Here is a 26,853-nt window from a genome sequence, read left to right as displayed (position 1 = left end):
AAAGAGGTGTCCTTAGGAGTTGTCAACGCCGGCGGCGCTCTTGCTATTGTGCGCCTGTGGGCCGGGATCCGTCAGCCATTGGTCGCGGAGAAGTTTACTGATGGTCGCAGCTTCGGGGGCCAGCCGGTGGTCTTCGCCGCGGGCCAGCAAGCCCCACTCCACCATCGTGCGTCCATCTTCGTGGGTGCCGGCGCGCACCCAGACGCGGCGCCGCCCGATGAACAACGACGCGCCCAAGCCGGCCATCGCCAGCGAGGAGAAGACGAGTGCCCCAAGCTTGCCCGGGTCGTGGTGGATGTCCAGCGCGGCGTAGCGCACCAATCCGTCAAAGGTGATGCTGCCCATTCCGTTGGGCAGTTCCTTCGTCTCGTACGCGGCGAGCTCGATGCCGCCGCTGTCCTGGTTGCGGTCGTTGAGCACCGTGAGGCTGCTGGTGTCCAGGACAAAGACGTTCTTCGGATCACCGTTGTCCAGGCCCAGATCGCCGTAGTAGGAGTTCAAGTACAGCCGCGGGTTTATCGGGTCCGGGTCGCTGCCGTAGGCCACGCCGTCGTCGCCTTCCATCGCAGTCGGCAGGAAGAAGCCCACGAAGCCGAGCTGCTCCGGCTTGGCGTCCGGCACCTTGATCACCATCGTGGAGGTGTAGGCGCCGTCGTTGGGAATGGCGACGACGGGGCCCTGGTGGGCGATGTTGCCGTCGCCGTCCCGGATGGTGACAACGGGCGCGTATCCGTTGCCCATCAGGTAGACGTTGCTGCCGCCGATGGTCAGCGGGTGGTTGACCTTCAGGACCTGCTGCTCGGCGGGTGCCCCCGGCTCATCGCGCACGGACATGGTGGCGGTGAAGTCCAGTGGCTGCCCGTAGTGGGTGGTCGATTCGCGGTCGAACACCACCTCGAACTTATCCAGGGTCAGGGAAAACGGGTCCAGCCGGTCCTCGGTGAAGCCGGTTCCCGGGTTGAAACTGTCGTAGCCGATCAGCGAATTCACGAACGTTTCGCCCTCGACCAGGACCCGCTGGCCGGTGTAACCGAACTGGCCGCCGACCGCCACGGAGACCAGCACGCCGATCAGCGAGGTGTGGAAGATCAGGTTCCCGATTTCCTTGGCGAAGCCGCGTTCGGCGCCGACGGAGGGCCGGTCGGTGTCCGCGTCGCGCACGTTCACCCGGTAGCCGCGGCGCTTCAGCAGCCGGGCGGCCTCTTCGACCGCCGAGCGTGCGGAGACGCCGGCTTCGGCCGGAACAGCCATGGAACCATACTCGGGCAGCCGGGACAGCCGGCGCGGCGTCCGGGGCGGCTGCGACCGCATGGCCTTGTAGTGCTGGATGGCGCGCGGGATGACGCAGCCAATCAGCGACAGGAACAGCAGCAGGTAAATCGCGGAGAACCACACCGAGGAGTACACATCGAAGAGCTGGAAGCGGTCCAGCCACGGTCCGACCTCCGGATTGTCCGTGAGGTACTGGGTCACCACGGCGGGGCTGGCCGGGCGCTGCGGGAACAGCGAGCCCGGGACCGCGGCAACCGCCAACAGCAGCAGCAGGAACAGCGCGGTCCGCATGCTGGTCAGCTGGGTCCACGCCCAGCGCAGCATGCCCAGAAAGCCCAGTGCGGGAACGGCGACGTCGTCCCGCTTGCGGCTGGGCTTGCGGTCGGTGCCGGCACGGCCCTTGCCGCCGCCGGTGCCCGGTCCGCCCGGTGCGGGTGCACCGGCGTCGTCATGGCGCTGAGCGCCGTCGGGGGTCTGACTCATCAGATCGGGAGCCTCACTTCATTTGCAAACCAATCCTGCAATTGCGTCACCCAGTCCCCCCAGAGCCCGGTGGCCATCAGCAGGCCCAAAACTACCAACATGGCTCCGCCCGCCCGCTGCAGGAACAGCCGGTGCTTGCGGAAGAACGCCATGGCGCCCATCCCCCGCCGCACACCGAGCGCGATCAGCAGGAACGGGATGCCCAGGCCCAGGCAGTACACGAAGGCCAGGAAGGCGCCCTTGGCCGCGTCCGCGCCGCCGGAGTACGCCAGCGCCTGGACCGCGGAGAAGGTGGGGCCGATGCACGGCGCCCAGCCCAGCCCGAACGTCATGCCGAGCACCGGGGCACCCCACAGCCCCGCGGGCGGGCGGGAGTGGATTTTGCGGTCCCGCTGGAAGAAGGACAGGCCGCCCATGAAGATGATGCCCATGACCACGACGACGACGCCGAGCAGCTGGGTGATCCAGTCGGCATCGCTGCCCTTAAGCCAGGCGCCCAACTGGCCGAAGACCGCCCCGATGAACACGAAGACGATGGAAAAGCCGAGCACGAACAGGCCAATGCCGGCGAACATCCGTCCGCGTTGCTGGCGTTCCAGGTCCACACCGGTCAGGCCGGTGACATAGCCCATGTAGCCGGGCACCAGCGGCAGTACACACGGGGACAGGAAGGAGACCAGCCCGGCCAGCATGGCCACGGGGATGGCCAGCAGCACGGAGCCGTTCAGCACCGTGTCGCCGAAGGCGCCCCCCAAGGTCATCGGCAGCGAGGCCGTCGCCCACCCCACGGCTACGCGGCCACTGCGTCTTTGATCAGGGCCTTGAGCGTGCCCTTGTCCGCCACGCCCAGGATCCGGGCGGCGACTCGGCCGTCCTTGTCCAGCACCAGCGTGGTGGGGACAGCCTGCGGCGGCACGTAGGACGTCATGGCCAGCAGGATGCCGCCGTCCTTGTCCATGAAACTGGGATAAGTGATGCCGAAGTTGCGCTCGAAGGCCTCGGCGGTGGGCCGCTCGTCCCGAATGTTGACGCCGTAGAACTGAGCGCCGTCGGCGAACTCCTCGCTGAGGGCCTGCAGGTCCGGGGCTTCCAGCCTGCAGGGCGCACAGGAGGCGTACCAGAAGTTCAGCACCGTGACCTGGCCGGCCCAGTCGGCGGCATCGACGGGCGTGCCGTCGAAGAGCTTGGCGGTCAGCTGCACCGGTTCGCCGCGGGATCCGGGCGCGTACTCAGTCACCGACCCGTCGCCGGCGATGTAGTTCTTGTTGTCTCCGGCGTTGGCCTGCTGGGCCAGCGGGTCCTCGACGGAACAGGCAGCCAGCGACAGGGCACCAAACAGCCCCGCACCGACTTTGAACACGGTACGGCGGTTGAACGAACGGGGATTATCGGCAGTCACAGTCACACTCTTCTTCGTGGGGTTGAGGGCATCCCACTTCTACAACGCGTAGTAATTCTATTATGCTCCCGGCAAGTTCGCCGCACCGGGCAGCAAGTCGGCGCAGGGCTCGGCATAACGGACCGCGCTCAGGCGCCCGTCGTCGAATTCAAGGGAGGTCACCGACGCCAGCGTGCACTGCCGGCGGCGGGGATCATGCCAGAGCGGCTTACCCTCGCTGGCCAACCTGGTGACCCAGATGGGCAGCTGGTGGCTGACCAGGACCGCTTCGGCCCCCGGGCCGCCGCGTTCGACTGCCTGGCGCCGGGCGTCAATGATGGCATCACGCATCCGGGCGACCTGCGCCGCATACGGCTCCCCCCAGGACGGCCGGAACGGATTGTAGAGGCGCCGCCAGTACCGCGGCTCGCGCAGGTGGGAGCGGATGTCGCTGAGGCCCTCGAAGTGGTTTTCGGCTTCGATGATCCGCTCGTCGGTGACAATCTCGAGGCCGAGCGCCTCCGCGGTCGGTCCGGCGGTCTCCTGCGCCCGGGTCAACGGCGAGGCGACCAGATAACTGATCGTGGCGCCGTCTTTCCCGCGCTCGGAAAAGTAGTCTGCAGCGCGCCGGGCCATTTCCTGCCCCAGCTCAGACAGTCGGAAGCTCGGCAGCCTGCCATAAAGCACACGGTCGGGGTTGTGGACCTCGCCGTGGCGGAGCAGATGGACAATGGCTTCGGGCATGGGTACAAGTGTCTCAAACTGGGCGTGTTTGCCCAAAAGCCCCCCTCGCCCGCCGGTCCGGGTGGTTCCGTGGCCGGAGGGCCACAAAATCATCCTTCCGGGCGACCGACACGGCGCTGACCTGCATTGTAGTGTGGCAGTAACAGCTGCCAAGAGCCTCCGCGGCCGGCAGACCCGGCCCGAGTGGATGAGATGAAAAGGATCCGGCCATGAGCACCCCCCAGAACGAACCGAACACACCCGGTGACGGGGAAGGCCGGCCCAGCGGCCAGCAACAGCCTCAATACGGACAGAATTTGCCGCAGTACGGGCAGAATGCCCCGCAGTATGGCCAAAACGCACCGCAGCCCGACTCCGCCCAGCCGCAGTACGGGCAGAACGCCCCGCAGTACGGCCAGGGCCAGCCGCAGTACGGGCAGAACGCCCCGCAGTACGGCCAGCAGCCCTATGGACAGGGCCAGCAGGGCCAGTCTCCGTACGGCCAGCAATACGGGCAGCAGCCGTACGGCTACCAGAACGCTGTGCCCGGTCAGTACGGTTACCCGAGCGGCCAGCCGCAGACTGGTGCCAAGCCGACCCGACCGCGTGAAGTGGTCATTGCTTTCTGGCTGATCATCGCGGCGGCGGCGATGACCGCCATCGAGATGCTGACAGAGCTCTCGAACCTCGATGGCACCATGGCAGCGGTGCTTCAGGATCCGTCGGTCCGTGAGGCGCTCGGTGAGCAGGGCGGTCAATTCTCCGACGCAGAGCTCTCGCAGATGATGAGCGGCACGGCGGGAGTGATCATCGTCATCACCGCGGTGATCGCCGTCGGGCTGTACCTGCTGGTGGCCTTCGGCGTGAAGGCAGGCAAGAACTGGGCCCGGATCACCGGCACCGTGTTTGCCGCGCTGTCGCTGTTTGGCCTGTTCAACATCTGGTTCGGCACCTTGTCCGTGCTGCTGGGCATCGCGGCAATCGTGCTGCTGTTCCTGCCGGCGTCGAACCAGTTCTTCAAGGCCACCAAGGCCCACAAGTTCGGCATCTACGGCCGCTAAAACAGTACGCAGCCGGCTGCACCACGTAAGGCTAGGGACGGGCGCTGGACTCGGAGTTGTTCTCTGTTTCCTGCGCCCGTTGCGCGTGGTAGGCCAGAATCTGCAGTTCGGTGGCCATGTCCACCTTGCGCAGCTGCACGGACGCCGGCACCTGGAGCACCACCGGTGCGAAGCTGAGGATGCTCATCACGCCGGCAGCGACCAGCCGGTCGCAGAGTCCTTGGGCCACGCCGGCAGGCACGGCCATCACCGCCATATTGGCCCCGGTCTTCCGCAGCGCGGATTCCAGTTCGGTGATGGGGCTGACCTGCAGCCCTGCCACCTCCGACCCGACGACGAGCGGGTCCGCGTCGAAGAGCGCCACGACGCCGAACCCCTTGGTGCTGAAGCCGGAGTAGCCGGCCAGTGCCCTGCCCAGGTTGCCGACGCCGACGATCGCCACTTTCCACTCATGCATCAGGCCCAAGGCGGCCGAAATCTCCTGGCTGACCAGGCGCACGTCGTAGCCCACGCCGCGGGTGCCGAACGACCCCAGGTGGGACAGGTCCTTGCGCAAGGTGGGCGGGCTGACTCCGGCGGATTCGGCCAACTGCTCGGAGGATATGCGTTCCGTGCCGGCGGCCATCAGCGAATTCAGCACCCGGAGGTAGATGGTCAGGCGTGCGAGTGCAGCCGGCGGGATCTCCTGTCCGGAAGGCTTGGCCGCCTCGGTATCCGTCAGGTGGGTCACTGTTCTCGCTCCGATGCCTGCTGCGGGCTCCGTCCCGGCTGTCTCCAGCCGTTCCGGATCCTGGCTGCCCCGGCGGTTGTCCTACCGAAGGCTGGTGTTCCCCTTAGATTAAGCTCCGCCGCGCCGGTCTCCAATTCCGATGACGCGGGAGCGGTCGCCCTATTGCGTGAGCAGGCGGCGCAAACGCTCCGGATCAATGTGCCAGAAGTCCCGCTGCACGCCGTCGATCATGACCACCGGGATCTCTTCGGCAAAGCGGCGCTCAAGCTCCGGGTCTTCGAGGATGTTTTTTTCCTCCCAGGGCACACCGAGTTCCCCCGCAACACGCTCCACCGTCTCCCGCGCAGCCTGGCACAGATGGCAGCCGGGTTTAGTCAGCAGCACCAATTCGTGGCTGCGGTCCTCGGATCCGTTCATGCCTTCCACGGTAGCCGTCGGCGGCGGTGAACAGGGAATCCCCGGCGCCTCGTTAGACTCGAAGTATGTCCAAGTCCGCCGCCGGCCATGCACAGCGAGCCTCGGTCTCCGCCGACCCGGGGACGGAGGCGGCCTTTTTCGACGTCGACAACACGCTCATGCGCGGCGCCAGCTTGTTCCACGTGGCCCGCAAGATGTACCAGCGGGGCGCCTTCCGGATGCGTGACGCCGCCAGCTTCGGTTTCAAGCAGGCACGCTTCCTGATGCGCGGGGAAAACCTGAAGGACATCCAGTCCATCCGTGACACGGGATTGGCCCTGGCCACCGGCCTGTTGAGCGAGGACGTCAAGCAGTTGGGCGACGAAGTCTACGACGAAGTGATCGCCTCCAAGATCTGGCCCGGCACCCGGGCGCTGGCGGACCAGCACCTGCGCGTGGGCCGGAAGGTCTGGCTGGTCACGGCCACACCGGTGGAGGTGGCCGCAGTGATCGCGGACCGGCTGGGCCTGACCGGCGCCTTGGGTACGGTCGGCGAAGTCGAGAACGGGGCCTACACCGGACGACTGATCGGGGACATCCTGCACGGTCCGGCCAAGGCGGTTGCGGTCGAAGAGCTGGCTGCCCGGCAGGGCCTGGACTTGGCGCGGTGCTGGGCCTACAGCGATTCGTACAACGATGTCCCGCTGCTGACCTTGGTGGGCAATCCGGTGGCCATCAATCCGGATGCCAGGCTTCGCCGGCACGCCCGCGAGAACAACTGGCCGGTCTATGACTTCCGCAGCGGACGCCGCGCGGCCACGCTCGGGCTCAAGGCCGCCACCGGCGCGGGCGCGGTCTACGGGCTCTGGCGCGGCGTGAGCAAATTCCGCCGGCCGGCTGCTTAAGCACCGGCACTCCCCCGGCCAGGCGTGGCGTTAAACGCACACGGTCCGCCAGTTTCCTGACGGACCGTGGAAGAAAAGGGAACCCGCTAACGGGTCCTACTTCTTGTTGCGGCGCTGGTGGCGGGTCTTGCGAAGCAGTTTGCGGTGCTTCTTCTTGGCCATACGCTTGCGGCGCTTCTTGATAACTGAACCCACGAGTCCCTCATTCACTGATAGTTTCCGTGCTGCCGGCGCCCGGCGGGGCACACACCAACTTACGGTTTTTCGACGATGACGTAAAACGTTCCTTAACAGGGTACAGCTTCCGCGCACCCGTCATTGACCGCCCGACGCCGCGGAGTCGGTGCCCGGGCGTCAGGCGGTGCCGGTTTCCCGGTCAATCACCGCGCCGCGCAGGTACTCCTCCACGGCAGACTCGGGCACCCGGTAGGAACGTCCGAAGCGCACAGCGGGCATCTCGCCCGAATGCACCAACCGGTAAACGGTCATCTTGGACACGCGCATGACTGCGGCCACTTCCGACACCGTCAAGAAGCGCACATTCGAGAAGTTGTTCTCGTCAGCCATTTCGCACTGTTCCTTTACTGTAAGCAACGACGACGGCGTGCCGCCTTGCCCTGCCCCAAACCCTCTTCCTAGATACTTTAGAGGCTGTTGTGGCGAAAGTGAAAGCGGCCACTGTAGCTTAAGGGTTTTATTGCTGCACGGTCTTTGTCCGCGGGGCGCCGTTTCCTCCGCGATGTCCGGCCGCTGCAGCCAGCTGCGCCAATACATCGGCCGTTACGCCCCACTCCATGCAGGCGTCGGTCACGCTCTGTCCGTAGACCAGCCCGGCCCCGTCGGCGTTTTCAGACACGTCCATTTTTTGTGCTCCGCCCACCAGGAAGCTTTCCAGCATGATGCCGGCGATGGCACTGCCGCCGGCTTCCAGCTGCGCCGCGATTTCCAGTGCCACCTCGGCCTGGCGGTGGTGGCTCTTGCCGCTGTTGGCGTGGCTGGCGTCCACGATCAGCCTCGGATTCACACCTGCTTTCGTCAGGGCATTGGACGCCGCGGCCACCTGGTCGGCGCCGTAGTTCGGGCCGCTCTTGCCGCCGCGCAGGATCAGGTGGGTGTCCGGGTTGCCGTTGGTGGCCACCAGCGCCGCACGCCCGTCGCCGTCGATGCCCAGGAACGCCTGTGCGGCGGACGCTGCCTGGCAGGCGTCGAGTGCCACCTGCAGGCCGCCGTCGGTTCCGTTCTTGAAGCCCACCGGCATGGACAAGCCGGACACCAGCTGGCGGTGGATCTGGCTCTCCGTGGTCCGCGCACCGATCGCACCCCAGCTGACCAGGTCCGCCAGGTACTGCGGGCTGATCGGTTCCAGGAACTCCGTGGCCACGGGCAGGCCCAGCTCCGCCACCTCCAGCAGGAAGGTCCGTGCCAGCCGCAGCCCGGCGGCGATGTCGTGGGAGCCGTCCAGCCGGGGGTCGTTGACCAGGCCCTTCCAGCCCACCGTGGTGCGCGGTTTCTCGAAGTAGGTGCGCATCACAATCAGCAGCTCTTCGCGGTGTTCCCGTGCCACCTGTGCCAGCCGGCGCGCATAGTCCAGGCCGGCCTCCGTATCGTGGATGGAACACGGACCAACGATCACCAGCAGCCGGTCGTCCACGCCGTCCATGACCGCACGGATTTCCTCCCGGCCCCGGGCCACGACGGCAGCGGCTTCAGCGGTCAGCGGCTGCTCCCCCATAAGCTCTACCGGCGTCGGCAGCGGGCTGAAGCTGCTCACCCGCAGGTTGTTGGTGCCGCGGGGTGTGGTGTGTCCGCCGGCCAGGTCGACCGTGCCCAGCGCCGTCGCGTTGGACTGCGCGGCTGATTCCAAGAGGTGGTTGGCAGCTGCATTCATGGTGGGTGTCCCGTCTGTTGGTGGCGGGACCTCGGATCCAGAACCCGCCGGAGAAATGGCGAAGGGCAGAGAATCATCTCTGCCCTGTTGGCTCTGAAGGTTAGTATGCGTACGCGCTAAGCGGTTACGTCAGGCCCCTCCAGAGCCAACGCAAAATACGCATACCAACGAGTCGTCATACCGGCACTCTACGCCGGACCTGTCGGAGCCGGAAATCCGGCCGTCGCGAGATGACCGATTATGACGACGGCGGCTCGGCCTCCCGCGGGCCGCTGAACCCGTTCGCTGCCCTGGCTGGAAAGATGCTGCCTAGGCCAACCCCGCCAGGACATCGATGCCGAAGACCGGTTCCCGGTCCAGCGGTTGGATGTCGGTGATGCCGTGCGGCTCCAGCGCCGCAGCTACCGACCGCTGGAAGCGCCGGACGTGGACGCCCAGGCCCCCGCCCAGGACCACCGGACCGGCGAAGCCGAGCCGATCTGCCACCAGGCGGATCTGGCCGGCAAGGTCGGCCGCGGCCCGGTCAACCATCGCTTGAGCAGGCACCTCACCGTCTTCGGCGGCGGCCACCACTACCCGGGACTTGCCCGCCCAGAACCGCCGGTCGGTTTGCGGCGAGTGGAACAGTGCTATCAGGTCCACGGGTTTCCGCAGTCCGCAGTCAGCCAGCAGCAGCGCCGACAGCCTGTCCGGCGGGAGGCCGGCGTCCAGCCGGGAGAGCGCATGCCGGACGGCTTCGCGGCCCAGCCAGTAACCGCTGCCTTCGTCCCCCAGCAGGTGCCCCCAGCCGCCGGCGCGGGCTTCCTCGCCGGCGACGTTGATGCCCCACACGGATGTGCCGGTGCCGGCAACCACGCCGATTCCCGTGCTCCGGTGTCCGGCGGCCAGCACCAGCCGGGTGTCGTGGACAACATGGATGTCCGCCCCGGGAGCCAGCGGGGCAATCAGCGCACGCAGCGCATCGGCGTCGCCGTCGGTATCGATTCCACCGGCCCCGGCGTAGACCGCAGCGACCTGGGCTGCGCCGAGCCGGCCAAACACCTCGGACAAGGCGGCTGCGGCCTGGGCCGGGCTGGTGTTCTGGACGTTGGCGCTGCCGGCTGTCGCTTCGGCGGCCACCCGGCCGTCGTCCAGCCGGATACCGTGCGTCTTGCTGCCGCCAATATCCAGCCCGATCAGTGTCTGAACCATGGACTGAGCTTACAGTTCTGCCCCGGGACCAAGTCGACGACGGTGCCCGCCTGAGTGGCGGGCACCGTCGTCGTGATCAGGACTTTGCTGGGTCAGCGGGCTTAGATGAGCCCCTGCGCCAGCATGGCGTCTGCAACCTTTTTGAAGCCCGAGATGTTGGCGCCGGCCACATAGTTGCCGGGCATGCCGTACTTGTCGGCAGTCTCGAAGCAGCGGTCGTGGATGCCGACCATGATGTCCGTCAGGCGCTGCTCGGTGTACTCGAAGCTCCATGCGTCGCGGCTGGCGTTCTGCTGCATCTCCAGAGCGGAGGTCGCCACGCCGCCGGCATTGGCTGCCTTGCCCGGGCCGAACAGCACGTTCGCCTCCTGGAAGATGGAGGCAGCCTCGCTGGTGCAGGGCATGTTGGCGCCTTCGGCCACGGCGATCAGGCCGGATTCCACCAGCCGGCGGGCGGCCTTGTCGTCCAGCTCGTTCTGCGTCGCGCTGGGCAGCGCCACGGTGCAATCGACATCCCAGACGTTGCCCTCGGACACATAGTGAACGGACGCGCCGCGGCGATCGGCGTAGTCGGAGATGCGGCCGCGCTCAACTTCCTTGATCTGGCGCAGCAGTTCGACGTCGATGCCGGCCTCGTCCACCACGTAGCCGCCGGAATCGGAGGCCGTGACGACCTTGGCACCCAGTTCCTGGGCCTTTTCGATGGCGTTGATCGCCACGTTGCCGGAACCGGAGATCACCACGCGCTGGCCGTCGAAGCTCTGGCCCCGGGTCTTGAGCATCTCCTGGGTGAACAGCACGGCGCCGTAGCCGGTGGCTTCGGGCCGGACCAGGGATCCGCCCCAGCCGGTGCCCTTGCCGGTGAGGACGCCGGACTCGTAGCGGTTGGTGATGCGCTTGTACTGGCCGAACAGGTAGCCGATCTCGCGGGTGCCCACACCCATATCGCCGGCGGGAACGTCGGTGTATTCGCCGATGTGGCGGTACAACTCGGTCATGAAGGACTGGCAGAAGCGCATCACTTCGTTGTCGGAGCGGCCGCGCGGGTCAAAGTCGGAGCCGCCCTTGCCGCCGCCGATTGGCATGCCGGTCAGCGCGTTCTTGAAGATCTGCTCGAAGCCCAGGAACTTGACGATGCCCAGGTAGACCGACGGGTGGAAACGCAGCCCACCCTTGTACGGGCCCAGTGCGGAGTTGAACTCGACGCGGAAGCCGCGGTTGATCTGGACGTTGCCGGCGTCGTCCATCCACGGGACCCGGAAGATGATCTGGCGCTCGGGCTCGCAGATCCGCTGCAAAATCGCGGCGTCGGTGTATTCGGGGTGCCGGGCGGAGAGCGGCGCCAGAGTGTCAAAGACTTCGTTGACGGCCTGGTGGAATTCCGTTTCGCCTGGATTGCGGCGGAAGACTTCGTCGCGGACTTCAAGCAGATGGGCATCCATGGGTGCGTCCCTTCCCTAGCTGACGTATTGGGGCACTCAACTTGCTTCAGGCCCTCACAAAGAAAACCATACGGAGGCGGGAACCAAGAAACACATCTGACATATCGCCGAAGCGCCTCGTAACGCGCTGACCGGCGGCGTTACCGGCCATAGCGACCTGCGGAGGCCCAAAATTCAGGCCTTGTCCGGCCTTCAGGGGCACGGATTGTGCGGGCGGTCACGCGCGGTCGGGACAGCCTGCGGGGCTCGGAATGTGCGGGTCATCACCGTCCGGCGTCCGGCGCCGACCGTTGCCGGGCGGCGCTCAGCCGCGGCGTCGGCGCGGCAGTTTGGGCAGATGCGCAAAAAGGTCCGCGGCCTTGGTTGTTGCCTTGTTGGCGGCCTGGCCCAGCGACCGGCTGAGGTTGGCAGGAACCGGAACCTCCAGGCTCCGCCCGGATACGGCATGGCCCGGCTCCTGCGGAGCGACGACGGCGGCCGCCACCGCTGGGGCCACCGGTTCGGCCGCGGGCAGCACATCAATGCCGAAAGCGATGATCCATTCGGCTACATCCTGCAGCGGCCGGGTTTGCAGCGAGTAGTAGCGCTTCTGCCCCTGGGCGCGCATGGACACCAAGCCGGCCTCGCGCAGCACCTTCAGATGCTTGGAGACTGTCGGCTGGCTGACTTCGAGTTCTTCGACCAGTTCGCCGACCGCTTTGTCTCCGCCGCGAAGCGAGCCGAGTATGTCCCGGCGCGTACCTTCAGCAATTACTGCAAAGACGTCATCGATGGCCATTCCATTACCCTAATCGCATATATGCCCTGCAGGCACCCCCGGCGACGGTCTGTCCCGCGCGGAATGGCGAAATCGTTACACCCAGCCGGACGGGACAGCGCCAGGGGCCGTGCGGGGACAGCTCAGTCGAACCACGGATCGAGGCCGTGGTACGGAAAAATTTCCTTGCGGGTCGCCATCACCGTGCGGTCAACGCTGTCGTTCGGGTCGTAGCCGACTTCCCACGAACGCCACCACAGGTCGGCGTCGTCGCCCATGTACAGCGGGGCCTGCTGGCCGTACCGGACCTCCACGTATTCGTGCCAGGACTGCGGCACCTCGCTGTGCAACGGGATGGGTCGGCCGGCAACAATGGCCAGCATGTGGGTCCAGGACCGCGGGACCACGTTGAAGACGTCGTAGCCGCCGCCGCCGGTGGCGATCCACCGGTCGCCGGCGACCTCGCGGGCCAAATCGGCCATGTCCAGCATCATTTGCCGCTGCGCGTCGATGCTCAGCCGCAGGCTGCTCAGCATGTCGCGGGCATGGTTGTCGCACCCATGCTGGCTGACGATCACTTCCGGTGCGAAAGCCCTGATCAGCTGCGGGACCACCGCATGGAAGGCACGCAGGAAGGCGGCATCACCGGTGCGGGGCGGCAGGGCCACGTTCACCGAACTGCCCAGCGCGCCCGGGCCACCGCTTTCGTTGGCAAAACCGGTTCCCGGAAACAGGTGGGTGCCGGTCTCGTGCAGCGAGATGGTCAACACCCGCGGGTCGTTGTAGAAGATCGACTGCACGCCGTCGCCGTGGTGGGCGTCAACGTCCACGTAGGCAACCCGCTGCACACCGCGGTCCAGCAGGTGCTGGATGGCCAGCGCGCAGTCGTTGTAAATGCAAAATCCGCTCGCCTTGCCGCGGGCCGCGTGGTGCATGCCGCCGGCAAAGTTGACCGCATGCAGCGCCGACCCGTCCAGAATGGCGGCCGCGGACTGCAGCGAGGCTCCCGCAATCAGGGCGCTGGCGGCATGCATGCCCGGGAACGCCGGGTCGTCTTCGGTGCCGAGTCCCCGCTCTTCATCCACCACCGCCGGGTTGTCGCTGACCGCCTTCACCGCGGCCACATAGGCCGGATCGTGGACGGTTTCCAGCTGGGCGTCCCCGGCCATCTCGGCCGCGGCCAGGGTGACGTTCGGCCGGTGGAAAATGGCGTATTCGTCGGCCAGCCGCGCGGTCAGCTCCAACCGGATGGGGGACATGGGATGGTGCGCGCCGAAATTGTACGCCAGGAGGGAATCGCTCCACACCGCCAGAGTGGGAACCGCGGGAACTGGGGTAGCTGACATCACAGACAGGCTACGCGAAACCGCTGCCCCGCACGCATTCGTCCCGCCCCTGCGCGGTTAAATGATGATTTACTACTGCAAGGAACACATCAGCGATTTCGGAGCCGGACAGAAGCGATCGGAATGACCAGACAGCAGCCGTCGTGGCTGGCCGAGCGGGAGCACGGACGATTCTGGCTCCTGCGCACGCTCCGCGACTTCGTCGACAGCGTCGCCAATAGCTCGCCGGCGCGGCTGGCCCTGATCGTCTACGTGGCAGTGATCCTGATCTTCACCGGGCTGCTGTCCTTGCCCGCCGCCTCCCGGGACGGGCAAATCACCCCCCTGTACGACGCCTTTTTCACCGCGGTCTCCGCCGTCTGTGTCACCGGGCTGACGGTGGTTTCCACCGCCCTGCACTGGACTTTCCTGGGCCAGGCCGTAATCCTGCTGGCCATCTTCATCGGCGGTTTGGGCACCCTGACGTTGGCCTCGCTGCTGGCACTCATGGTGAGCAAGCGGTTGGGCGTCCGTGGCAAGCTGATCGCCCAGTCAGCCATGAGCAACGCCGGGCGTCTCGGCGAGGTCGGCACGCTGCTGCGGATTGTGATTACCACTTCGGTGATCATCGAAGTGATTCTGGCCCTGATACTGTTCCCCCGCTTCCTGATGCTTGGCGAATCCTTTCCCCAGGCCGCCTGGCACGGCATCTTCTACGCCATTTCGTCCTTCAACAATGCCGGTTTCACCCCGCACACCGATGGTTTGGTCCCCTACGAAACCGACGAGTGGATCCTTATCCCGCTGATGGTGGGAGGGTTCCTGGGCAGCCTCGGCTTCCCCGTGGTCATGGTGCTGCTGGAGCGCGGCGGGCGGTTCAAGAACTGGAACCTTCACACCAAGCTCACCGTCGAGGTGTCGCTGATCCTGCTGGTGGTCGGCACCCTGGTCTGGGGAGCCTTGGAGTGGAGCAATCCGGCGACGATTGGCGGCATGACCGTCTGGGACAAGATCCTCCACGCCACGTTCGCGTCCGTCATGACCCGCTCGCTCGGCTTCAACCTGGTGGACATGAACAACCTGGAGCCCACCACCATGCTGTTCTCCGATGCCCTGATGTTCGCCGGCGGCGGTTCCGCGTCGACCGCCGGCGGCATTAAAGTCACCACCATCGCTATCGTGTTCCTGGCCATCGTCGCCGAGGCCCGCGGCGACCGGGACGTGAAGATCCACGGCCGGACCATCCCCGAAGGCGCCATGCGGGTGGCCATCTCGGTGATCGTCATGGGGGCCACCTTCGTGGCCGGAGCAGCCGGACTGCTGCTGGCCCTCACCGGCGACAGCCTGGACCGGGTGCTGTTCGAGGTCATTTCAGCGTTCGCCACCTGCGGCCTGAGCACCGGCCTGAGTGCCGAACTGCCGCCGGAGGGCAAATACGTGCTCTGCGCGCTGATGTTCGCGGGCCGCGTCGGCACCATCACGCTGGCCGCCGCGCTGGCGCTGCGCGAACGGCGCCAGCTGTTCCACTACCCAGAAGAGAGGCCCATCATTGGCTGACAAGTCCGCATCGAACAAACGCCCCGCCCACAACGCGCCCGTGCTGGTCGTCGGACTGGGCCGGTTTGGCGCGTCCACGGCCGAACAGCTGGTCAGGCAGGGCCGCGAGGTACTGGCGATCGAACGCGATCCGGCCCTGGTGCAAAAGTGGTCGGGTCAGCTGACCCATGTGGTGGAGGCGGACGCCACGAATATCGACGCGCTGCGGCAGCTGGGCGCCCAGGAGTTCAGCGCAGCAGTTGTCGGAGTCGGCACGTCGATCGAATCCTCGGTGCTGATCACCGTGAACCTGGTGGACCTGGGCATCGAACATCTCTGGGTCAAGGCCATCACGCCATCGCACGGCAAGATCCTCTCCCGCATCGGCGCCAACCATGTGATCTATCCGGAAGCCGACGCCGGCCGCCGCGCCGCCCACCTGGTGGGCGGCCGGATGCTGGACTTCATCGAGTTCGACGACGGTTTCGCCATCGTGAAGATGTACCCGCCGAAGGAAACCCAGGGCTTCACGCTCGGTGAGTCACAGGTGCGCTCCAAGTACGGCGTCACCGTGGTGGGTGTGAAGTCCCCGGGCGAAGACTTCACGTATGCGCGCCCGGAGACCAAGGTGTCCAGCCGGGACATGCTGATTGTCTCCGGCCATGTGGACCTGCTGGAGCGCTTCGCCGCCCGCCCCTGACGCGGCCCTGACCCTGCCCTGACGCGGCGCGGACCGATTGGCTGGCCCGATGCCAGGGCAGGCCAGGCTCGCTGGCTCAGGCCAGTTCGCGGGACAGTTCGGCGGCCCGTTCCGCGGCGGCCGCGGCGCCGCGCGCGATGATTTGTGACAGCCCCGCCGCGTCGAAAGCGGCGATGGCCCGCTCCGTGGTTCCGTTGGGGCTGGTGACATTGCGTCGCAGGACCGCCGGGTCAGCGTCCTGCGCCGTCAGCATGATGCCTGCCCCGGCCACCGTTTCGCGGGCCAGCGTCATGGACAGCTCCGGGTCCAGGCCCAGCTCCACTCCCGCGGCAGCCATTGCCTCGGCCAGGTAGAACGCATAGGCGGGACCGGAACCGCTGACCGCGGACACCGCGTCCAGCTGGTCCTCCGGTACGACGACGACGGTGCCGGCTCCGGCGAACACCGCACGGGCGGCGTCCAGCTGGGAATCGGTCACCTGGCTGCCGGCCGAGATGCCAACGGCCCCGCGACCGACCTTGAGCGGCGTATTGGGCATGCTGCGAACCAGCGGCTGGCCTGTCGGCAGCGCCGCTTCCATGGTGGCAATAGTGACTGCCGCCGCCACGGAGACCACCACCGTGGTCGGATCCAACGCAGGTCCGATACTGCGGCACATGTCGGCTATCCCCATCGGCTTGACGCCCAGCACCGCAACGTCTGCGCCTTGCACAGCGGCGGCGTTGGCACCGGCGTCGTCCTGTTCCGCCAGTACCGTCAGGCCCGGATAGCGGCCACGCAGCTCCTCGGCGCGCTCGCTGCGGCGTACTGTTGCCGTCACGTTCTCCGCAGGTGTTCCGGCGGACAGCAGGCCCACGAGAATGGCTTCGCTCATGGAGCCACAGCCCAGAAAGACGGTGCGGCGGGTGGATGGGGTCCCAGTGGCTTCAGCAGTCATGTCTGCCATTGAATCACGCGGGGCAGCCCGGCCCACGCTGTGCGGGGCTTCCCCTCTTCGGCGGCCAGCGACAACAACTCACAGCTGCTTTTCAGGTTCTTAAGGGGGTTATCTCAACTTCGCCCCCTAATGTCTATAAGACCTCATCAAGGTGCGAGTGATGATGGACCGGATCTGCTGGTCCGGTCCGGGCGCCGGCGAACAGCGGTTGACTCCCCCAACCGACCGCAACGTTCGCCGGCGCCGCCATTTAAGCACTGTGCTCCATCAGCACTGTCCTCCGCTACGTGCCACGGCTCCCCTAGCGCCAGGGCTGGCTTATTGGCTTCCCACCGCCTCGACGGCGGGAGCCGGCTCCACGGCCTTCTGCACCAGCATGGTGCCCACCGGGCTGACCGGGGCATCGCTGTCGAAGAGCAGGTGGTCGAAGCGTTTGAGGATCAGGCCTTCGCGGAGCGCCCATGGGCAGATCTGCAAGGTCTCGATCCGGAACATTTCCATCGCCGCTTCGGCAACCATCGCGCCCGCCAACAACTGCGGCGCCCGCACGGCCGAGACCCCGGGCAGATTCACGCGGTCGCTGACCGGCATGGCGGCCAGTCTCCGGGCCCACAGGGACAAGTCGGTGCGGTGCAATTCGCGCCGCACGTAGGGTCCGGCCGCGGAGGGAGCGGCTCCGGCAATCCTGGCCAGCGAGCGGAAGGTCTTGGACGTTCCCACCACCATGTCCGGGCGGCCCAAGGCGGCGAACTCCGCCACGGCGGGCGTCATGGTGTCACGGATATAGGCGTGCAGGTCCTTGATGCTCTTCACGCTCGGCGGGTCCTCGGGTAACCACTGCCTGGTCAGTCGACCGGCTCCCAGCGGAACCGATACGGCCAGGTCGGGCTGTTCGTCGTGCCCCATCGCCATTTCAAAGGAACCGCCGCCAATGTCCAGGTCCAGAACGGTGCCCGAACCCCAGCCGTACCAACGACGGACCGCCACCAGGGTCATGCCGGCCTCTTCCGGGCCGGTCAGCTCCTGCAGCGTGACGTTGGCTTCCGCCTTGACCCGGTCCAGCACGGCCCGGCCGTTGCCGGCCTCGCGGATGGCGGAGGTGCAGAAGGCCAGCATGTCTTCAGCACGGTGCAGTCCGGCGAACCGCCAGGCCTCCCGCACGAAACCGATGAGTTCCTGCTGGCCTTCCTCGGTGATATTGCCGTCGGCGTCCAGGAAGGCCACCAGCGACAACGGCCGCTTGTGCGACGCGAACGGCACCGGACGGGCGCCGGGGTGGGCATCCACCAACAGCAAGTGCACAGTGTTGGAACCGATGTCGAGGACGCCCAGACGCATTCTCATATTATGCAGCGCCGTTGCCCCGGCACTGCAACCGGACCCCGCTTCGGCAGCAGCTGCCGAGGCTGCCGAAGCGGCCGGTCGGCTACTTCTTGGCGGTTGCCTTGCGCCGGGCAGGTTTCTTGGCGGGCCCCTTCGCCGGTCCCTTGGCCCGCTTTTCCGCCAGCAGTTCAACGGCCTGCTCCCGCGTCAGTTCCTCAAGGCTGGTGGAACGCGGCACCGTAATGTTCGTGACACCGTCGGTAATGTACGGCCCGAACCGGCCGTCCTTGACCACGATGTTCTTTTCCGACACCGGGTCCACGCCGAACTCGGCCAGCGGTGCGGCGGCGGTGCGGCCACCGCGGGTCTTCGGCTGCGAGTAGATCTCCAGCGCCTGCTCCAGCGTGATGGTGAAGATTTCCTCTTCCGAACCGATCGACCGCGAATCCGTCCCCTTCTTCAGGTACGGGCCGAAGCGGCCGTTCTGCACGGTGATTTCCGCGCCCTCAGCATCGGTGCCGAGCACACGCGGCAGGCTCAGCAGCTTGAGTGCATCCTCGAGGGTCACCGTGTCCACGCTCATCGACTTGAACAGGGACCCGGTGCGCGGCTTGACCTTGACGGGCTTCTTCGGCGGCTTGGGCTTGCCGTTCTTGTAGTACTCCACCGGCTGCGCGGCCAGTTCCTCAGCCGTCGGCTCGTGGATCACTTCGGTGACGTAGGCGCCGTACCGGCCTTCCTTGGCCACAATGGCCCGGCCCGTCTCCGGATCCGTGCCGAGCTCGCGCTCGCCCGGGCCCTGCGTTTCCATCAGCTCGACGGCTTTCTCCGCCGTCAGCTCGTCCGGCGCCAGATCGTCGGGGACATTGGCACGCTGCGGCTCGTCCCCTTCGCCGTTGCCGTTGCGCTCCAGATAGGGGCCGAATTTACCCACCCGCAGGGTGATGCCGTCGGCAATGTCGATGGAGTTGATCTGGCGGGGATCGATCTCGCCCAGGTCGTTGACCACGGTGTTCAGGCCGGTTTCCTTGCGGTCCCCGTAGTAGAAGCCGGAGAGCCATTCGGTCCGACTGGCCTCGCCGCGGGCAATACGGTCCAGGTCCTCTTCCAGCTCCGCCGTGAAGTCATAATCCACGTAGTCGCTGAAATGTTCCTCCAGCAGCCGGACCACGGAGAATGCGATCCAGCTCGGCACCAGCGCGGAACCCCTGGTGCGCACGTAGCCGCGGTCCATGATGGTGGAGATGGTGGCGGCGTAGGTGGACGGACGCCCGATGCCGCGGTCTTCCAGCGTCTTGATCAGCGATGCTTCGGTGTAGCGCGGCGGCGCGGAGGTCTCGTGTCCGACGGCGTCGACCGACTGGGCTTCCAGGGCGTCGCCTTGGGCGAGGTTCGGCAAGCGGCCGCCGCTGGCGTCGTCGTCCTCCTCCCGGCCGGCGTCCTTGCCCTCCTCATAGGCGGCAAGGAATCCGGGGAAGGTGATCACGGTGCCGGATGCGGTGAATTCGGCGTCCCTGCCGTCACCGGCAATGGCGCCCAAGCGCACCGTCGAGGTGGAGCCCTTGGCATCGGTCATCTGCGAAGCCACGGTGCGCTTCCAGACCAGCTCGTAGAGCCGGTACTCGTCGCTGGACAACTGGCTGCGGACCTGTCCGGGCGTGCGGAACGAATCACCGGCGGGCCGGATGGCTTCGTGGGCTTCCTGGGCGTTCTTATCCTTGCCCTTGTAAACCCGGCGGGAATCCGGGACGTATTCGGGACCGTACAGCTCCGAGGCCTGGCGGCGGGCCGCGTTGACGGCCTGGTCACTCAGCGCCGGCGAGTCGGTACGCATATAAGTGATGTAGCCGTTTTCATACAGTTTCTGCGCCACCTGCATGGTCGAGCGGGCGGAGAACCGGAGCTTGCGGGCCGCTTCCTGCTGCAGGGTGGAGGTGGTGAACGGGGCGGCCGGGCGGCGGGTGTAGGGCTTGTTCTCCACGGCGCGGACGGAGAACTCGGCGCTGCGCAGCGAGTCCGCCAAGCCGGTGGCGGCGGCCTCGTCCAGGTGGACGGCCGAGCGTGCCTTCAGCCGGCCGAGATCGTCGAAGTCCTTGCCGACGGCAACCCGGCCGCCGTCGACGGCAACCAGCTTGGCCTTGAATGCCGTGCCCTTGGAAGCGTCCTCGGGCTGCACCGTGGCCAGCAGGTCCCAGTAGGAGGCCGCTCGGAAAGCCATCCGCTCACGTTCACGCTCCACCACCAGCCGGGTGGCCACCGACTGCACGCGTCCCGCGGACAGGCCCGCCTTGACCTTGCGCCAGAGCACCGGCGAGAGCTCATAGCCGAACAGCCGGTCCACGATCCGGCGGGTTTCCTGCGCGTCCACCAGATCGGTGTCGACGTCGCGGACCTCGGTCAGGGCGCGCTGCAGGGCTTCGCGGGTGATCTCGCTGAAGGTCATGCGGTGCACCGGCACCTTGGGCTTGAGCACCTGGAGCAAGTGCCACGCGATGGCTTCACCCTCGCGATCACCGTCAGTTGCCAGATAGAGTTCGTCGGCGTCCTTGAGCATCGATTTGAGCTCGGCCACCTTCTTCCTCTTGTCCGGCGACACCACGTAATAGGGCTCGAAATCGTTTTCGATGTCCACCGCAAACTTGCCGACCGACGTCTTTTTCAGTTCAGCAGGCAGGTCGGAGGGCTGGGGCAGGTCACGGATATGACCCATGGAGGCCGTGACCTCGTAACCCTCGCCGAGATACCCGGCGATGGTCTTGCCCTTGGCCGGAGACTCGACGATGACGAGTTTCTTGCCGGTTTTTTCGCGGGCCTTGGCTGGCACTGTGCTCCTACGTAAAGAAAGAAAGGTATTGATGCGCTTGTAAGTACGTCCTCCAACCCGGCGGGGTGGAGGACCGTCAGCACTAGGTTAGCCGCAACAGTACCGCGAACCAGAACACGCGATCTGAAGAAGCGGCTGGCTTCGGGGTGCGCGGGAGGCTGGCAGTGGCCCTGCCGGAGCCCTAGTCGTTGTCGATGTCGCCGGGCAGGAAGGAGAAGACATAATAGAGTTTCTCCGCCCCTTCTCCCCTGTTCTCCGGGTTGGTGGTTGGGCTGAATTCCAGCAGGATCTCGCCGATCCGGCGGCCGAGGTCCTTACGCTGTTCTTCGGTCAGATAGAACCTTCCCGTGCTGAGCGCAGCCAGGTGTCCTTCCTGCCGCCAGGTGTCCGGATCGGGCGCTTGCTTGTCCCGTTTGACATATTTGGACAGACGTTCGCGAAGATCGTTCAGTTCCACGTCCACCACACCCAAGGTGGCTGCGCGGCTGTCCGCCACGCTGGTCACGTCCAGCCGCCCCGCGGCCGCCTGCCAGTGCCGCTCCCGCCCGTCGCCCTGGTTGGCGCACCGTTTGACGAAGCCCCATTTCTCCAAGGCGCGCAGGTGGTAGCTCATCGCGCTGGGGGTCAGCCCGTGCCGCTGGGCCAACTCGGTGGCGGTGGCCGGCTGCTGCGTATCGAAGAGCTCCTCGATGACTTTCAACCGCACGTTGTGGGCCAGCGCCCGGATGGCCCGGGCATCGGAGATATTGACCCGGTCCCCGGCTGCAGGCTCCCGCTGGGGGTCTGCTGCAACAGCAGCCGCCCGGCCGGTCGTGGTGGTTGAACCCTTAGTCATGATCAGTAAGTGTAATGCCGCTCACGGCCCATGGCGGCGGTGTTCCTCATTCCCACAGGCTGCAATCAGGAAACGATCAGGCCTACTGGCCGGTAGGAACCAGGAAGCCGTCGGCCACCAGGTTCCGCACCTCCTCCGAAAGCTGCCGGGCGAAGTCGGGTTCCGGGCGGTCCAGCAGCGCGGCCAAGGCGCCGATGATCTGGTCCACGCCAAGTTCGCCGTCGCTGGCAGAAACGAAGCCCGCCAGTTCGGTGCTCATCAGGTTGGTCCGGCGCAGTCCCGCGCCCTGGCGCAACAAGATCACGCCGGGATGTTCTGCTCCGGGCCGCTGGTGCCGCTCCTCGGTCACGTCCTCGGCAACCTGGAGATGCTGGCCGCCGAAGTCCGCAATATGCGTGGCCAGCCAATCGGACCGATCAAGGGCTGCTGCCAGATGCGGCCCAATGGGTTGCTCGATCGGATAGGTGATCTCCTCGAAACGACGCAACGTACCGTTGGCCGTCGCCCCGGGGACTGCTGCGGAACGGCGCAACCAGACCATGCCGAAGCCAATGGCCTCCACTGCGCGGGACTCGAAGTCCTCCAGGTAGGCGGCATAGGCCGACGCGAATAAGGCGGGATCGCGGTTCTCCGAAGCGTCGCGCAGCCAGGTTTCCGCATACTGCGCCGGACTGAGCTGTTCGCGCTGGATCACCCAGGCGTCGGTGTCCGGGGTCAGCCACTGCTCGAGCCTGGCATGCCAGTTGACGGCACCGTCGGGGATTTCCCAGTTGCCCAGCAGTTGTGCAGCCCCGCCGTCGGCCAGCACGGACGGGAGCGTGCGGAAGAGGGAACCCACAATGTCGTCCCCGGGCAGCCCTCCGTCGCGGTACGTGAACTGCTCGTCGGCGCGTTCCGCCGGCAGCCGCGGCGTGATCACGAACGGCGGGTTGGACACCACCAGGTCAAAACGCTCCCCCGCCACCGGCTCCAACAGACTGCCCAGCCGCAGGCTGACCCGCGCCGCCAGATCGTCCGGATCCAGCCCGAGCGCGCCGGCGTTCAGCACCAGATTGAACCGGGTGAACGCCAGCGCCCGATCCGAGATGTCGGTGGCCGTGACGTGCCGGCAGTGGCCCAGCAGATGGAACACCTGGATCCCGCAGCCGGTGCCTAGGTCCAGCGCCCGCTCCACTTCTGTTCGAATGGTCAGCTGGGCCAAGGTCAGCGAGGCCTGGCCGATGCCCAGCACATGGTCGCGCCGAAGGACGCCGGGCCGCTGGTGCGCGCCCAGGTCGCTGGCCACCCACAGTTCGGTGCCGCCAAAGGCGTACGGACGGAGGTCGACGGCGGCACGCAACGCGCCGCCGTCGTGCTCCACCAACCCCAGGGCGGCCAGGCCGTCCAGCCCGGTCCGTGGGAACGCCGGCGCCAACTGCTCCGGCGCCACGGTGCGGCCCAAGAGCCAGCAACGCACGACGGCGGCCAGGCGGCTGTGTGCCGGATCCTCCAGCAAGCGGGCGGTGGTCAGCACGGCCGGGACCAGCTGGTCACGGTCAAAGGCCGCCCAGGCCTGGTCGCCGAGCAGTGCCGCCACCCCGTCCACGCTGTAGTCCAGGGCGGTCAGGTCGGCGGCCAGGTCCACCAGCAGCCGCGGGTCGGTGCTGGCCGGGGCATCGGGCACATCGGAGAAGTCTGCAAAGTCCACCCGCCAAGTCTAGTGAGCCGGCCGGTTTCCCTCCCGTTCACCCGGGAGCCGCAAGCGTGTGGTACTGACTGGGGCATGGATTCACGTACCAACGGGGCGGCCCTGCCCCTCGCGGACCGGCCGCAACGGGTCGGCGACTTGGGCCAGAAGGTCCCGGTGGTGTCCGCCGACACCCTGATCATGGAGGTCAACGGCTGGTTCCAAGCCGACCGCTCGCTGCAAGCCGTGGCGGTGGAGGCCGACGGGCCGCACTGGCTGCTCCTGCGGGAGCGGCTGGAGTCCGAGCTCAGCGGGCGGCTGGGCTATGGGCGCGCGCTGAACAGCCGCACGCGGGTGGGCCAGCTCCGGCCGGACCACTCCTTCGAGGTGGACCCGGGGTTGTCCATGACGCAGGCCGCGCGGCGGATTCTGGCCCGGCCCTCCGGCGCCCGTTACGAGGACTTCCTGGTGGTGGGCCCCGACGGGCCGCGGGTGGTGGCCGTCTCGCGGATCTTCGAAGAGGTTTCGGCGCTGTTCCAGCATGACGCGATGCACGACCCGCTGACCGGGCTGCCCAACCGGCGGCTGCTCGACGAGCGCGGAGCAGAGCTGGTGGGCGACTGCGATCCCGACCGGGTAGCGATCCTGTGCATCGACCTGGACCGGTTCAAGCACGTCAACGACACGTTCGGACATCGGGCCGGCGACAGCATTCTGACGGGCTTCACCAGCCGGCTGCAGCGCACCGTGCGCGGCCGTGACATCGTGGCCCGGCTGGGCGGCGACGAGTTCGCGGTGCTGCTGGTCGATGTCGGCCCTGACCAGGCCCGCAGCATCGCGGACCGCATCCTGGCCGAAGCGATTAAACCTTTCCCCTTCGATGACCACGAGCTGCACATCTCCGCGTCCATCGGCTTGGCGCTGGCATCCGACGTGGTCGAAGAAGAGCAGCTGAGCCAACTGGACGTGCTTTTGCGGCAGGCGGACGGCGCCATGCTGGCGGCCAAGCGGGCAGGGAAGGGCCGGGTGGTCTGGCTCAGCGCCCGCGGCGAAACGGCACCCGTGGCCAGGCAGGCCCAGCTGCGGCGCCGGCTGCAGCTGGCGGTGGCGGCGGGCGGCTTCCGGCTGCATTACCAGCCGCTGCTGGACCTGGCCACCGACGGCAGTCTGGCCGTGGAGGCTCTGCTGCGCTGGCACGACGAGGTGCTGGGCTCGGTACCGCCCTCGGAATTCATCCCGGTGGCCGAAAGCGTGAACCTGATCCAGCAGATCGGCCGTTGGGTTTTCAACGAAGCCTGCGCCCAGGCCGGCGCCTGGCTGGAGGCAGGCAGCCCGCGGACGATCTCCATCAATGTCTCGCCGATCCAGCTGGCCGCGAACAAGGTGGTCGGCGAGCTGTTGGCCGCCATGGCCGCGCACCGCGTTCCGGCGGAACTGATCCGGGTGGAGATCACCGAGAGTTCCGCGATTGCGGATTTCCCCCGCGCGATCAAACAGCTGGCCCAGCTCCGGGAGGCCGGCATCGGCGTCGATCTGGACGACTTCGGCACCGGGTACTCCTCCGTGGGAATGCTGCGGGACCTGCCGCTGAACACCGTCAAGATCGATAAGTCCTTCATCGACAACATCGATACTTCCGAGCGCGAAGCCGCCTTCGTGGGCGGCCTGATCAACATTGCCCACGCGTGGGGGCTGAAAGTGACCGCGGAGGGCGTTGAACGGCCGGAGCAGCTGGAGGTGTTGCGGGAGCTGGGCTGCGACACCGCGCAGGGCTACTACATTTCCCGCCCCGCCAGTGCCTCCGATCTGCCAGGCGCCCAGGCCCTGGCCGCGCTCCAGCGGCCGCAGCCCGCGGCTGTGCTGTGAGACCGGCACCGCGCCCCGGTGGTTAAATGACTGCATGCTCGTCACCACCACCCATCTTGAACAAACCGATCCCGCCCAACTGGTGCCCGGGTCCCGCCCCCTGCCGGACGACGCCGCCGTTGTGCAGGTGCGCCAGATCAGCCCGGAGTTCAGCAAGTTCCTCTACCGGAGCGTAGGCAGCAGCTGGAACTGGGTCGACCGGCTAACGCTCACGCGCAGCGAATGGGAACAGGTGGTCCGCACTCCCGGCTCCGAAACCTGGGTGCTTGACACCGGCGGCGCGCCGGCCGGCTACGTGGAACTGCTGGGCCGCCGAGCCGAGGCGGGCACCGACGTCGAAATCATGTACTTCGGGCTGTTCCCGGAGGCCATCGGCCGCGGTCTGGGCGGGGCGCTGCTGGCCGAAGGCATCCGCCAGGCCTGGCAATTGGACGGACGCTGCGACGGGTTCCCGCCGGTGCGGCGGGTCTGGGTACATACCTGTTCCTTGGACGGCCCGGCGGCCGTTGCCAATTACCAGGCGCGCGGCATGAACGTGTTCAAGACGGAAGTCGAGGAAACCGAACCGCAGGATGCCACCGCCGGGCTGTGGCCGGAGACCGCGGCCGCTTAAACCGCGGCTATGCCGGGCAGCCGTCCGGGCAGCGCTGGGTCTGCGGATCCGCAGCACACGCGGAGCAGTACAGGGTCAGCTGCCGGCATTCGGCATTGGAGCAGTTCTCGAACTTGCTGGTGGGCGCCTGGCAGCGAACGCACTCTCCGATGGTTTTGGCGTCCGGCGTGAACTCAAGATGCATGCGCTGATCAAAGACGTAGAGCGAACCCTCCCACAGCCCGGCGTCGCCGAAGGTTTCGCCGTAGCGGACAATCCCGCCGTCGAGTTGGTAAACCTCTTGGAAACCGCGGTTGACCATCAGGGAGGAGAGGACTTCGCAACGGATCCCGCCGGTGCAGTAGGTGACCACCGGCTTGTCCTTGAGGTCGTCATACTTGCCCGAGTCCAGTTCCTTGATAAAATCGTGGGTGGTGGCCACGTCCGGAACGATGGCGTCTTTGAACTTGCCGATCTGTGCCTCGAACGCGTTGCGGCCGTCGAAGAAGACCACATCGTCGCCGGAGGCCTTCTTTGCGTCGATCAACTGGTGCAGTTCCTCCGGGCGCAGGTGCTTGCCGCCGCCGACCACGCCGTCCTGGTCCACCTTGAGCTCGCCCGGGGCGCCGAAGGAGACGATCTCGTCGCGGACCTTGACGCTCAGACGCGGGAAGTCCTCCGCCCCGCCGTCTGACCATTTCACGTCAAGGTTGCGGAACGCCGGGTGCTCGCGCGTGGTTTTCACATACTGCTTCACCGCGTTCAGCTCGCCGCCGACGGTGCCGTTAATGCCGTCCTTGGAGATCAGGATCCGCCCGCGCAGGCCGAGTTTCTCACCCAGCGCGCGCTGCCACAGCCGGACGGCATCCGGGTCCGGCAGCGGAGTGAAAGCGTAATAAAGCACAATTCGGTTCAAAGCCACCCATCAAGATTACGCGGTGGTAAGGAATCGCTAATTTCCCACCGGGGCGGAATTTGGGATTGTGACAGGGTTGTCATCGCTTTCAGGTGCCGCCGGCGGCC

25 protein-coding genes are annotated in these 26,853 nt (G+C 66.7%); 6 read left to right on the top strand and 19 right to left on the bottom strand.

Going from position 1 to position 26,853, the window contains the following annotated elements; translation table 11 throughout:
• Positions 1–12: 12 nt before the first annotated feature.
• Genes resB through MNQ99_RS04320 form a run of 4 tightly spaced genes read right to left on the bottom strand, consistent with a single transcriptional unit; the run spans position 13 to position 3,877 of the window.
• A complete protein-coding gene (gene resB / locus MNQ99_RS04335) occupies positions 13–1,755 on the bottom strand; it encodes a cytochrome c biogenesis protein ResB (RefSeq protein ID WP_422387491.1) in 1,743 nt (580 codons plus the stop codon).
• Positions 1,755–2,516: a cytochrome c biogenesis CcdA family protein gene (locus tag MNQ99_RS04330; protein ID WP_127513022.1), complete on the bottom strand. Its 762-nt coding sequence runs from the start codon at positions 2,514–2,516 to the stop codon at positions 1,755–1,757. Before MNQ99_RS04330 ends, resB begins: the two co-directional genes overlap by 1 nt.
• Before the next feature lie 29 nt (positions 2,517–2,545).
• Positions 2,546–3,160, bottom strand: a complete 615-nt coding sequence (locus tag MNQ99_RS04325) for a TlpA family protein disulfide reductase (protein ID WP_127512887.1) — start codon at positions 3,158–3,160, stop codon at positions 2,546–2,548.
• Between the two features lie 54 nt (positions 3,161–3,214).
• Positions 3,215–3,877, bottom strand: a complete 663-nt coding sequence (locus MNQ99_RS04320) for a histidine phosphatase family protein (protein ID WP_241914573.1) — start codon at positions 3,875–3,877, stop codon at positions 3,215–3,217.
• A 209-nt stretch (positions 3,878–4,086) separates the two neighbouring features.
• Here MNQ99_RS04320 and MNQ99_RS04315 point away from each other — a divergent pair, with 209 nt between their 5' ends.
• The gene (locus MNQ99_RS04315; RefSeq protein ID WP_241914572.1) at positions 4,087–4,917 is read left to right on the top strand and encodes a hypothetical protein; all 831 of its coding nucleotides are present in this window, start codon (positions 4,087–4,089) and stop codon (positions 4,915–4,917) included.
• A gap of 31 nt (positions 4,918–4,948) precedes the next feature.
• Here MNQ99_RS04315 and MNQ99_RS04310 read toward each other — a convergent pair whose 3' ends face one another.
• A complete protein-coding gene (locus MNQ99_RS04310) occupies positions 4,949–5,647 on the bottom strand; it encodes a redox-sensing transcriptional repressor Rex (protein ID WP_241914571.1) in 699 nt (232 codons plus the stop codon).
• A gap of 159 nt (positions 5,648–5,806) precedes the next feature.
• The gene (locus tag MNQ99_RS04305; protein WP_127512891.1) at positions 5,807–6,064 is read right to left on the bottom strand and encodes a glutaredoxin family protein; all 258 of its coding nucleotides are present in this window, start codon (positions 6,062–6,064) and stop codon (positions 5,807–5,809) included.
• A gap of 65 nt (positions 6,065–6,129) precedes the next feature.
• On the opposite strand from MNQ99_RS04305, the gene MNQ99_RS04300 reads away from it, so the two are divergent.
• Positions 6,130–6,948 carry an HAD family hydrolase gene (locus tag MNQ99_RS04300; protein ID WP_127512892.1) on the top strand — a complete coding sequence of 273 codons (819 nt, stop codon included), beginning with the start codon at positions 6,130–6,132 and terminating at the stop codon, positions 6,946–6,948.
• A gap of 96 nt (positions 6,949–7,044) precedes the next feature.
• Here the strand turns inward: MNQ99_RS04300 and MNQ99_RS04295 are convergent, their stop codons facing one another.
• The 7 genes from MNQ99_RS04295 to MNQ99_RS04265 form a co-directional block, all read right to left on the bottom strand.
• Positions 7,045–7,143, bottom strand: a complete 99-nt coding sequence (locus MNQ99_RS04295) for a 30S ribosomal protein bS22 (RefSeq protein WP_003792170.1) — start codon at positions 7,141–7,143, stop codon at positions 7,045–7,047.
• Positions 7,144–7,302: 159 nt separating this feature from the next.
• Positions 7,303–7,515, bottom strand: a complete 213-nt coding sequence (locus MNQ99_RS04290) for a helix-turn-helix domain-containing protein (protein ID WP_127512893.1) — start codon at positions 7,513–7,515, stop codon at positions 7,303–7,305.
• Positions 7,516–7,642: 127 nt separating this feature from the next.
• Positions 7,643–8,836, bottom strand: coding sequence for a 3-deoxy-7-phosphoheptulonate synthase (locus MNQ99_RS04285; protein WP_241914570.1), 1,194 nt, complete (start codon positions 8,834–8,836; stop codon positions 7,643–7,645).
• 309 nt (positions 8,837–9,145) lie between these two features.
• The gene (locus tag MNQ99_RS04280; RefSeq protein WP_241914569.1) at positions 9,146–10,027 is read right to left on the bottom strand and encodes an N-acetylglucosamine kinase; all 882 of its coding nucleotides are present in this window, start codon (positions 10,025–10,027) and stop codon (positions 9,146–9,148) included.
• Positions 10,028–10,128: 101 nt separating this feature from the next.
• Entirely contained in the window at positions 10,129–11,469 is a 1,341-nt protein-coding gene (gene gdhA / locus MNQ99_RS04275) for an NADP-specific glutamate dehydrogenase (RefSeq protein ID WP_127512896.1), read from the bottom strand.
• Between the two features lie 304 nt (positions 11,470–11,773).
• On the bottom strand, positions 11,774–12,247 hold the full coding sequence (locus MNQ99_RS04270; protein WP_127512897.1) for an ArsR/SmtB family transcription factor: 474 nt from the start codon (positions 12,245–12,247) through the stop codon (positions 11,774–11,776).
• A 122-nt stretch (positions 12,248–12,369) separates the two neighbouring features.
• Complete coding sequence (locus tag MNQ99_RS04265) at positions 12,370–13,572, bottom strand: acetoin utilization protein AcuC (RefSeq protein ID WP_241914568.1); 1,203 nt, start codon at positions 13,570–13,572, stop codon at positions 12,370–12,372.
• A gap of 123 nt (positions 13,573–13,695) precedes the next feature.
• On the opposite strand from MNQ99_RS04265, the gene MNQ99_RS04260 reads away from it, so the two are divergent.
• Both MNQ99_RS04260 and MNQ99_RS04255 read left to right on the top strand, forming a co-directional pair.
• Positions 13,696–15,108, top strand: coding sequence for a TrkH family potassium uptake protein (locus tag MNQ99_RS04260; RefSeq protein WP_241914567.1), 1,413 nt, complete (start codon positions 13,696–13,698; stop codon positions 15,106–15,108).
• Positions 15,109–15,148: 40 nt separating this feature from the next.
• A complete protein-coding gene (locus MNQ99_RS04255) occupies positions 15,149–15,787 on the top strand; it encodes a potassium channel family protein (protein WP_127512900.1) in 639 nt (212 codons plus the stop codon).
• Between the two features lie 76 nt (positions 15,788–15,863).
• Here the strand turns inward: MNQ99_RS04255 and proC are convergent, their stop codons facing one another.
• The 5 genes from proC to MNQ99_RS04230 form a co-directional block, all read right to left on the bottom strand.
• The gene (proC, locus tag MNQ99_RS04250) at positions 15,864–16,724 is read right to left on the bottom strand and encodes a pyrroline-5-carboxylate reductase (protein WP_127512901.1); all 861 of its coding nucleotides are present in this window, start codon (positions 16,722–16,724) and stop codon (positions 15,864–15,866) included.
• A 318-nt stretch (positions 16,725–17,042) separates the two neighbouring features.
• Positions 17,043–18,062, bottom strand: coding sequence for a Ppx/GppA phosphatase family protein (locus MNQ99_RS04245; protein WP_241914566.1), 1,020 nt, complete (start codon positions 18,060–18,062; stop codon positions 17,043–17,045).
• Between the two features lie 88 nt (positions 18,063–18,150).
• Entirely contained in the window at positions 18,151–20,871 is a 2,721-nt protein-coding gene (gene topA / locus MNQ99_RS04240; RefSeq protein ID WP_127512903.1) for a type I DNA topoisomerase, read from the bottom strand.
• A 181-nt stretch (positions 20,872–21,052) separates the two neighbouring features.
• The gene (locus MNQ99_RS04235) at positions 21,053–21,706 is read right to left on the bottom strand and encodes an ArsR/SmtB family transcription factor (RefSeq protein WP_241914565.1); all 654 of its coding nucleotides are present in this window, start codon (positions 21,704–21,706) and stop codon (positions 21,053–21,055) included.
• 82 nt (positions 21,707–21,788) lie between these two features.
• The gene (locus MNQ99_RS04230; protein WP_241914564.1) at positions 21,789–23,393 is read right to left on the bottom strand and encodes a DUF7059 domain-containing protein; all 1,605 of its coding nucleotides are present in this window, start codon (positions 23,391–23,393) and stop codon (positions 21,789–21,791) included.
• Positions 23,394–23,468: 75 nt separating this feature from the next.
• On the opposite strand from MNQ99_RS04230, the gene MNQ99_RS04225 reads away from it, so the two are divergent.
• Together MNQ99_RS04225 and MNQ99_RS04220 are read left to right on the top strand one after the other, a co-directional pair.
• The gene (locus tag MNQ99_RS04225; protein ID WP_241914563.1) at positions 23,469–25,238 is read left to right on the top strand and encodes a putative bifunctional diguanylate cyclase/phosphodiesterase; all 1,770 of its coding nucleotides are present in this window, start codon (positions 23,469–23,471) and stop codon (positions 25,236–25,238) included.
• Positions 25,239–25,272: 34 nt separating this feature from the next.
• Positions 25,273–25,851, top strand: a complete 579-nt coding sequence (locus tag MNQ99_RS04220; RefSeq protein WP_241914562.1) for a GNAT family N-acetyltransferase — start codon at positions 25,273–25,275, stop codon at positions 25,849–25,851.
• Positions 25,852–25,858: 7 nt separating this feature from the next.
• Here MNQ99_RS04220 and trhO read toward each other — a convergent pair whose 3' ends face one another.
• Positions 25,859–26,752 (bottom strand): oxygen-dependent tRNA uridine(34) hydroxylase TrhO, encoded by an 894-nt coding sequence (gene trhO / locus MNQ99_RS04215; protein WP_241914561.1) that lies wholly within the window; start codon positions 26,750–26,752, stop codon positions 25,859–25,861.
• Positions 26,753–26,853 lie beyond the last annotated feature (101 nt).

The organism is Arthrobacter sulfonylureivorans, from assembly GCF_022637435.1.
GTDB lineage: Bacteria > Actinomycetota > Actinomycetes > Actinomycetales > Micrococcaceae > Crystallibacter > Crystallibacter sulfonylureivorans.
Note: the sequence above shows the minus strand (reverse complement) of the source record. Positions and strands in the feature narration are given on the sequence as shown.

Coding starts and splice junctions, on each gene's coding strand:
- resB (WP_422387491.1), bottom strand. CDS start 1,755: ATGAGTCAGACCCCCGACGGCGCTCAGCGCCATGACGACGCCGGTGCA.
- MNQ99_RS04330 (WP_127513022.1), bottom strand. CDS start 2,516: ATGACCTTGGGGGGCGCCTTCGGCGACACGGTGCTGAACGGCTCCGTG.
- MNQ99_RS04320 (WP_241914573.1), bottom strand. CDS start 3,877: ATGCCCGAAGCCATTGTCCATCTGCTCCGCCACGGCGAGGTCCACAAC.
- MNQ99_RS04315 (WP_241914572.1), top strand. CDS start 4,087: ATGAGCACCCCCCAGAACGAACCGAACACACCCGGTGACGGGGAAGGC.
- MNQ99_RS04305 (WP_127512891.1), bottom strand. CDS start 6,064: ATGAACGGATCCGAGGACCGCAGCCACGAATTGGTGCTGCTGACTAAA.
- MNQ99_RS04300 (WP_127512892.1), top strand. CDS start 6,130: ATGTCCAAGTCCGCCGCCGGCCATGCACAGCGAGCCTCGGTCTCCGCC.
- MNQ99_RS04290 (WP_127512893.1), bottom strand. CDS start 7,515: ATGGCTGACGAGAACAACTTCTCGAATGTGCGCTTCTTGACGGTGTCG.
- MNQ99_RS04285 (WP_241914570.1), bottom strand. CDS start 8,836: ATGAATGCAGCTGCCAACCACCTCTTGGAATCAGCCGCGCAGTCCAAC.
- MNQ99_RS04280 (WP_241914569.1), bottom strand. CDS start 10,027: ATGGTTCAGACACTGATCGGGCTGGATATTGGCGGCAGCAAGACGCAC.
- gdhA (WP_127512896.1), bottom strand. CDS start 11,469: ATGGATGCCCATCTGCTTGAAGTCCGCGACGAAGTCTTCCGCCGCAAT.
- MNQ99_RS04270 (WP_127512897.1), bottom strand. CDS start 12,247: ATGGCCATCGATGACGTCTTTGCAGTAATTGCTGAAGGTACGCGCCGG.
- MNQ99_RS04265 (WP_241914568.1), bottom strand. CDS start 13,572: ATGTCAGCTACCCCAGTTCCCGCGGTTCCCACTCTGGCGGTGTGGAGC.
- MNQ99_RS04260 (WP_241914567.1), top strand. CDS start 13,696: ATGACCAGACAGCAGCCGTCGTGGCTGGCCGAGCGGGAGCACGGACGA.
- proC (WP_127512901.1), bottom strand. CDS start 16,724: ATGACTGCTGAAGCCACTGGGACCCCATCCACCCGCCGCACCGTCTTT.
- MNQ99_RS04245 (WP_241914566.1), bottom strand. CDS start 18,062: ATGCGTCTGGGCGTCCTCGACATCGGTTCCAACACTGTGCACTTGCTG.
- MNQ99_RS04235 (WP_241914565.1), bottom strand. CDS start 21,706: ATGACTAAGGGTTCAACCACCACGACCGGCCGGGCGGCTGCTGTTGCA.
- MNQ99_RS04225 (WP_241914563.1), top strand. CDS start 23,469: ATGGATTCACGTACCAACGGGGCGGCCCTGCCCCTCGCGGACCGGCCG.
- MNQ99_RS04220 (WP_241914562.1), top strand. CDS start 25,273: ATGCTCGTCACCACCACCCATCTTGAACAAACCGATCCCGCCCAACTG.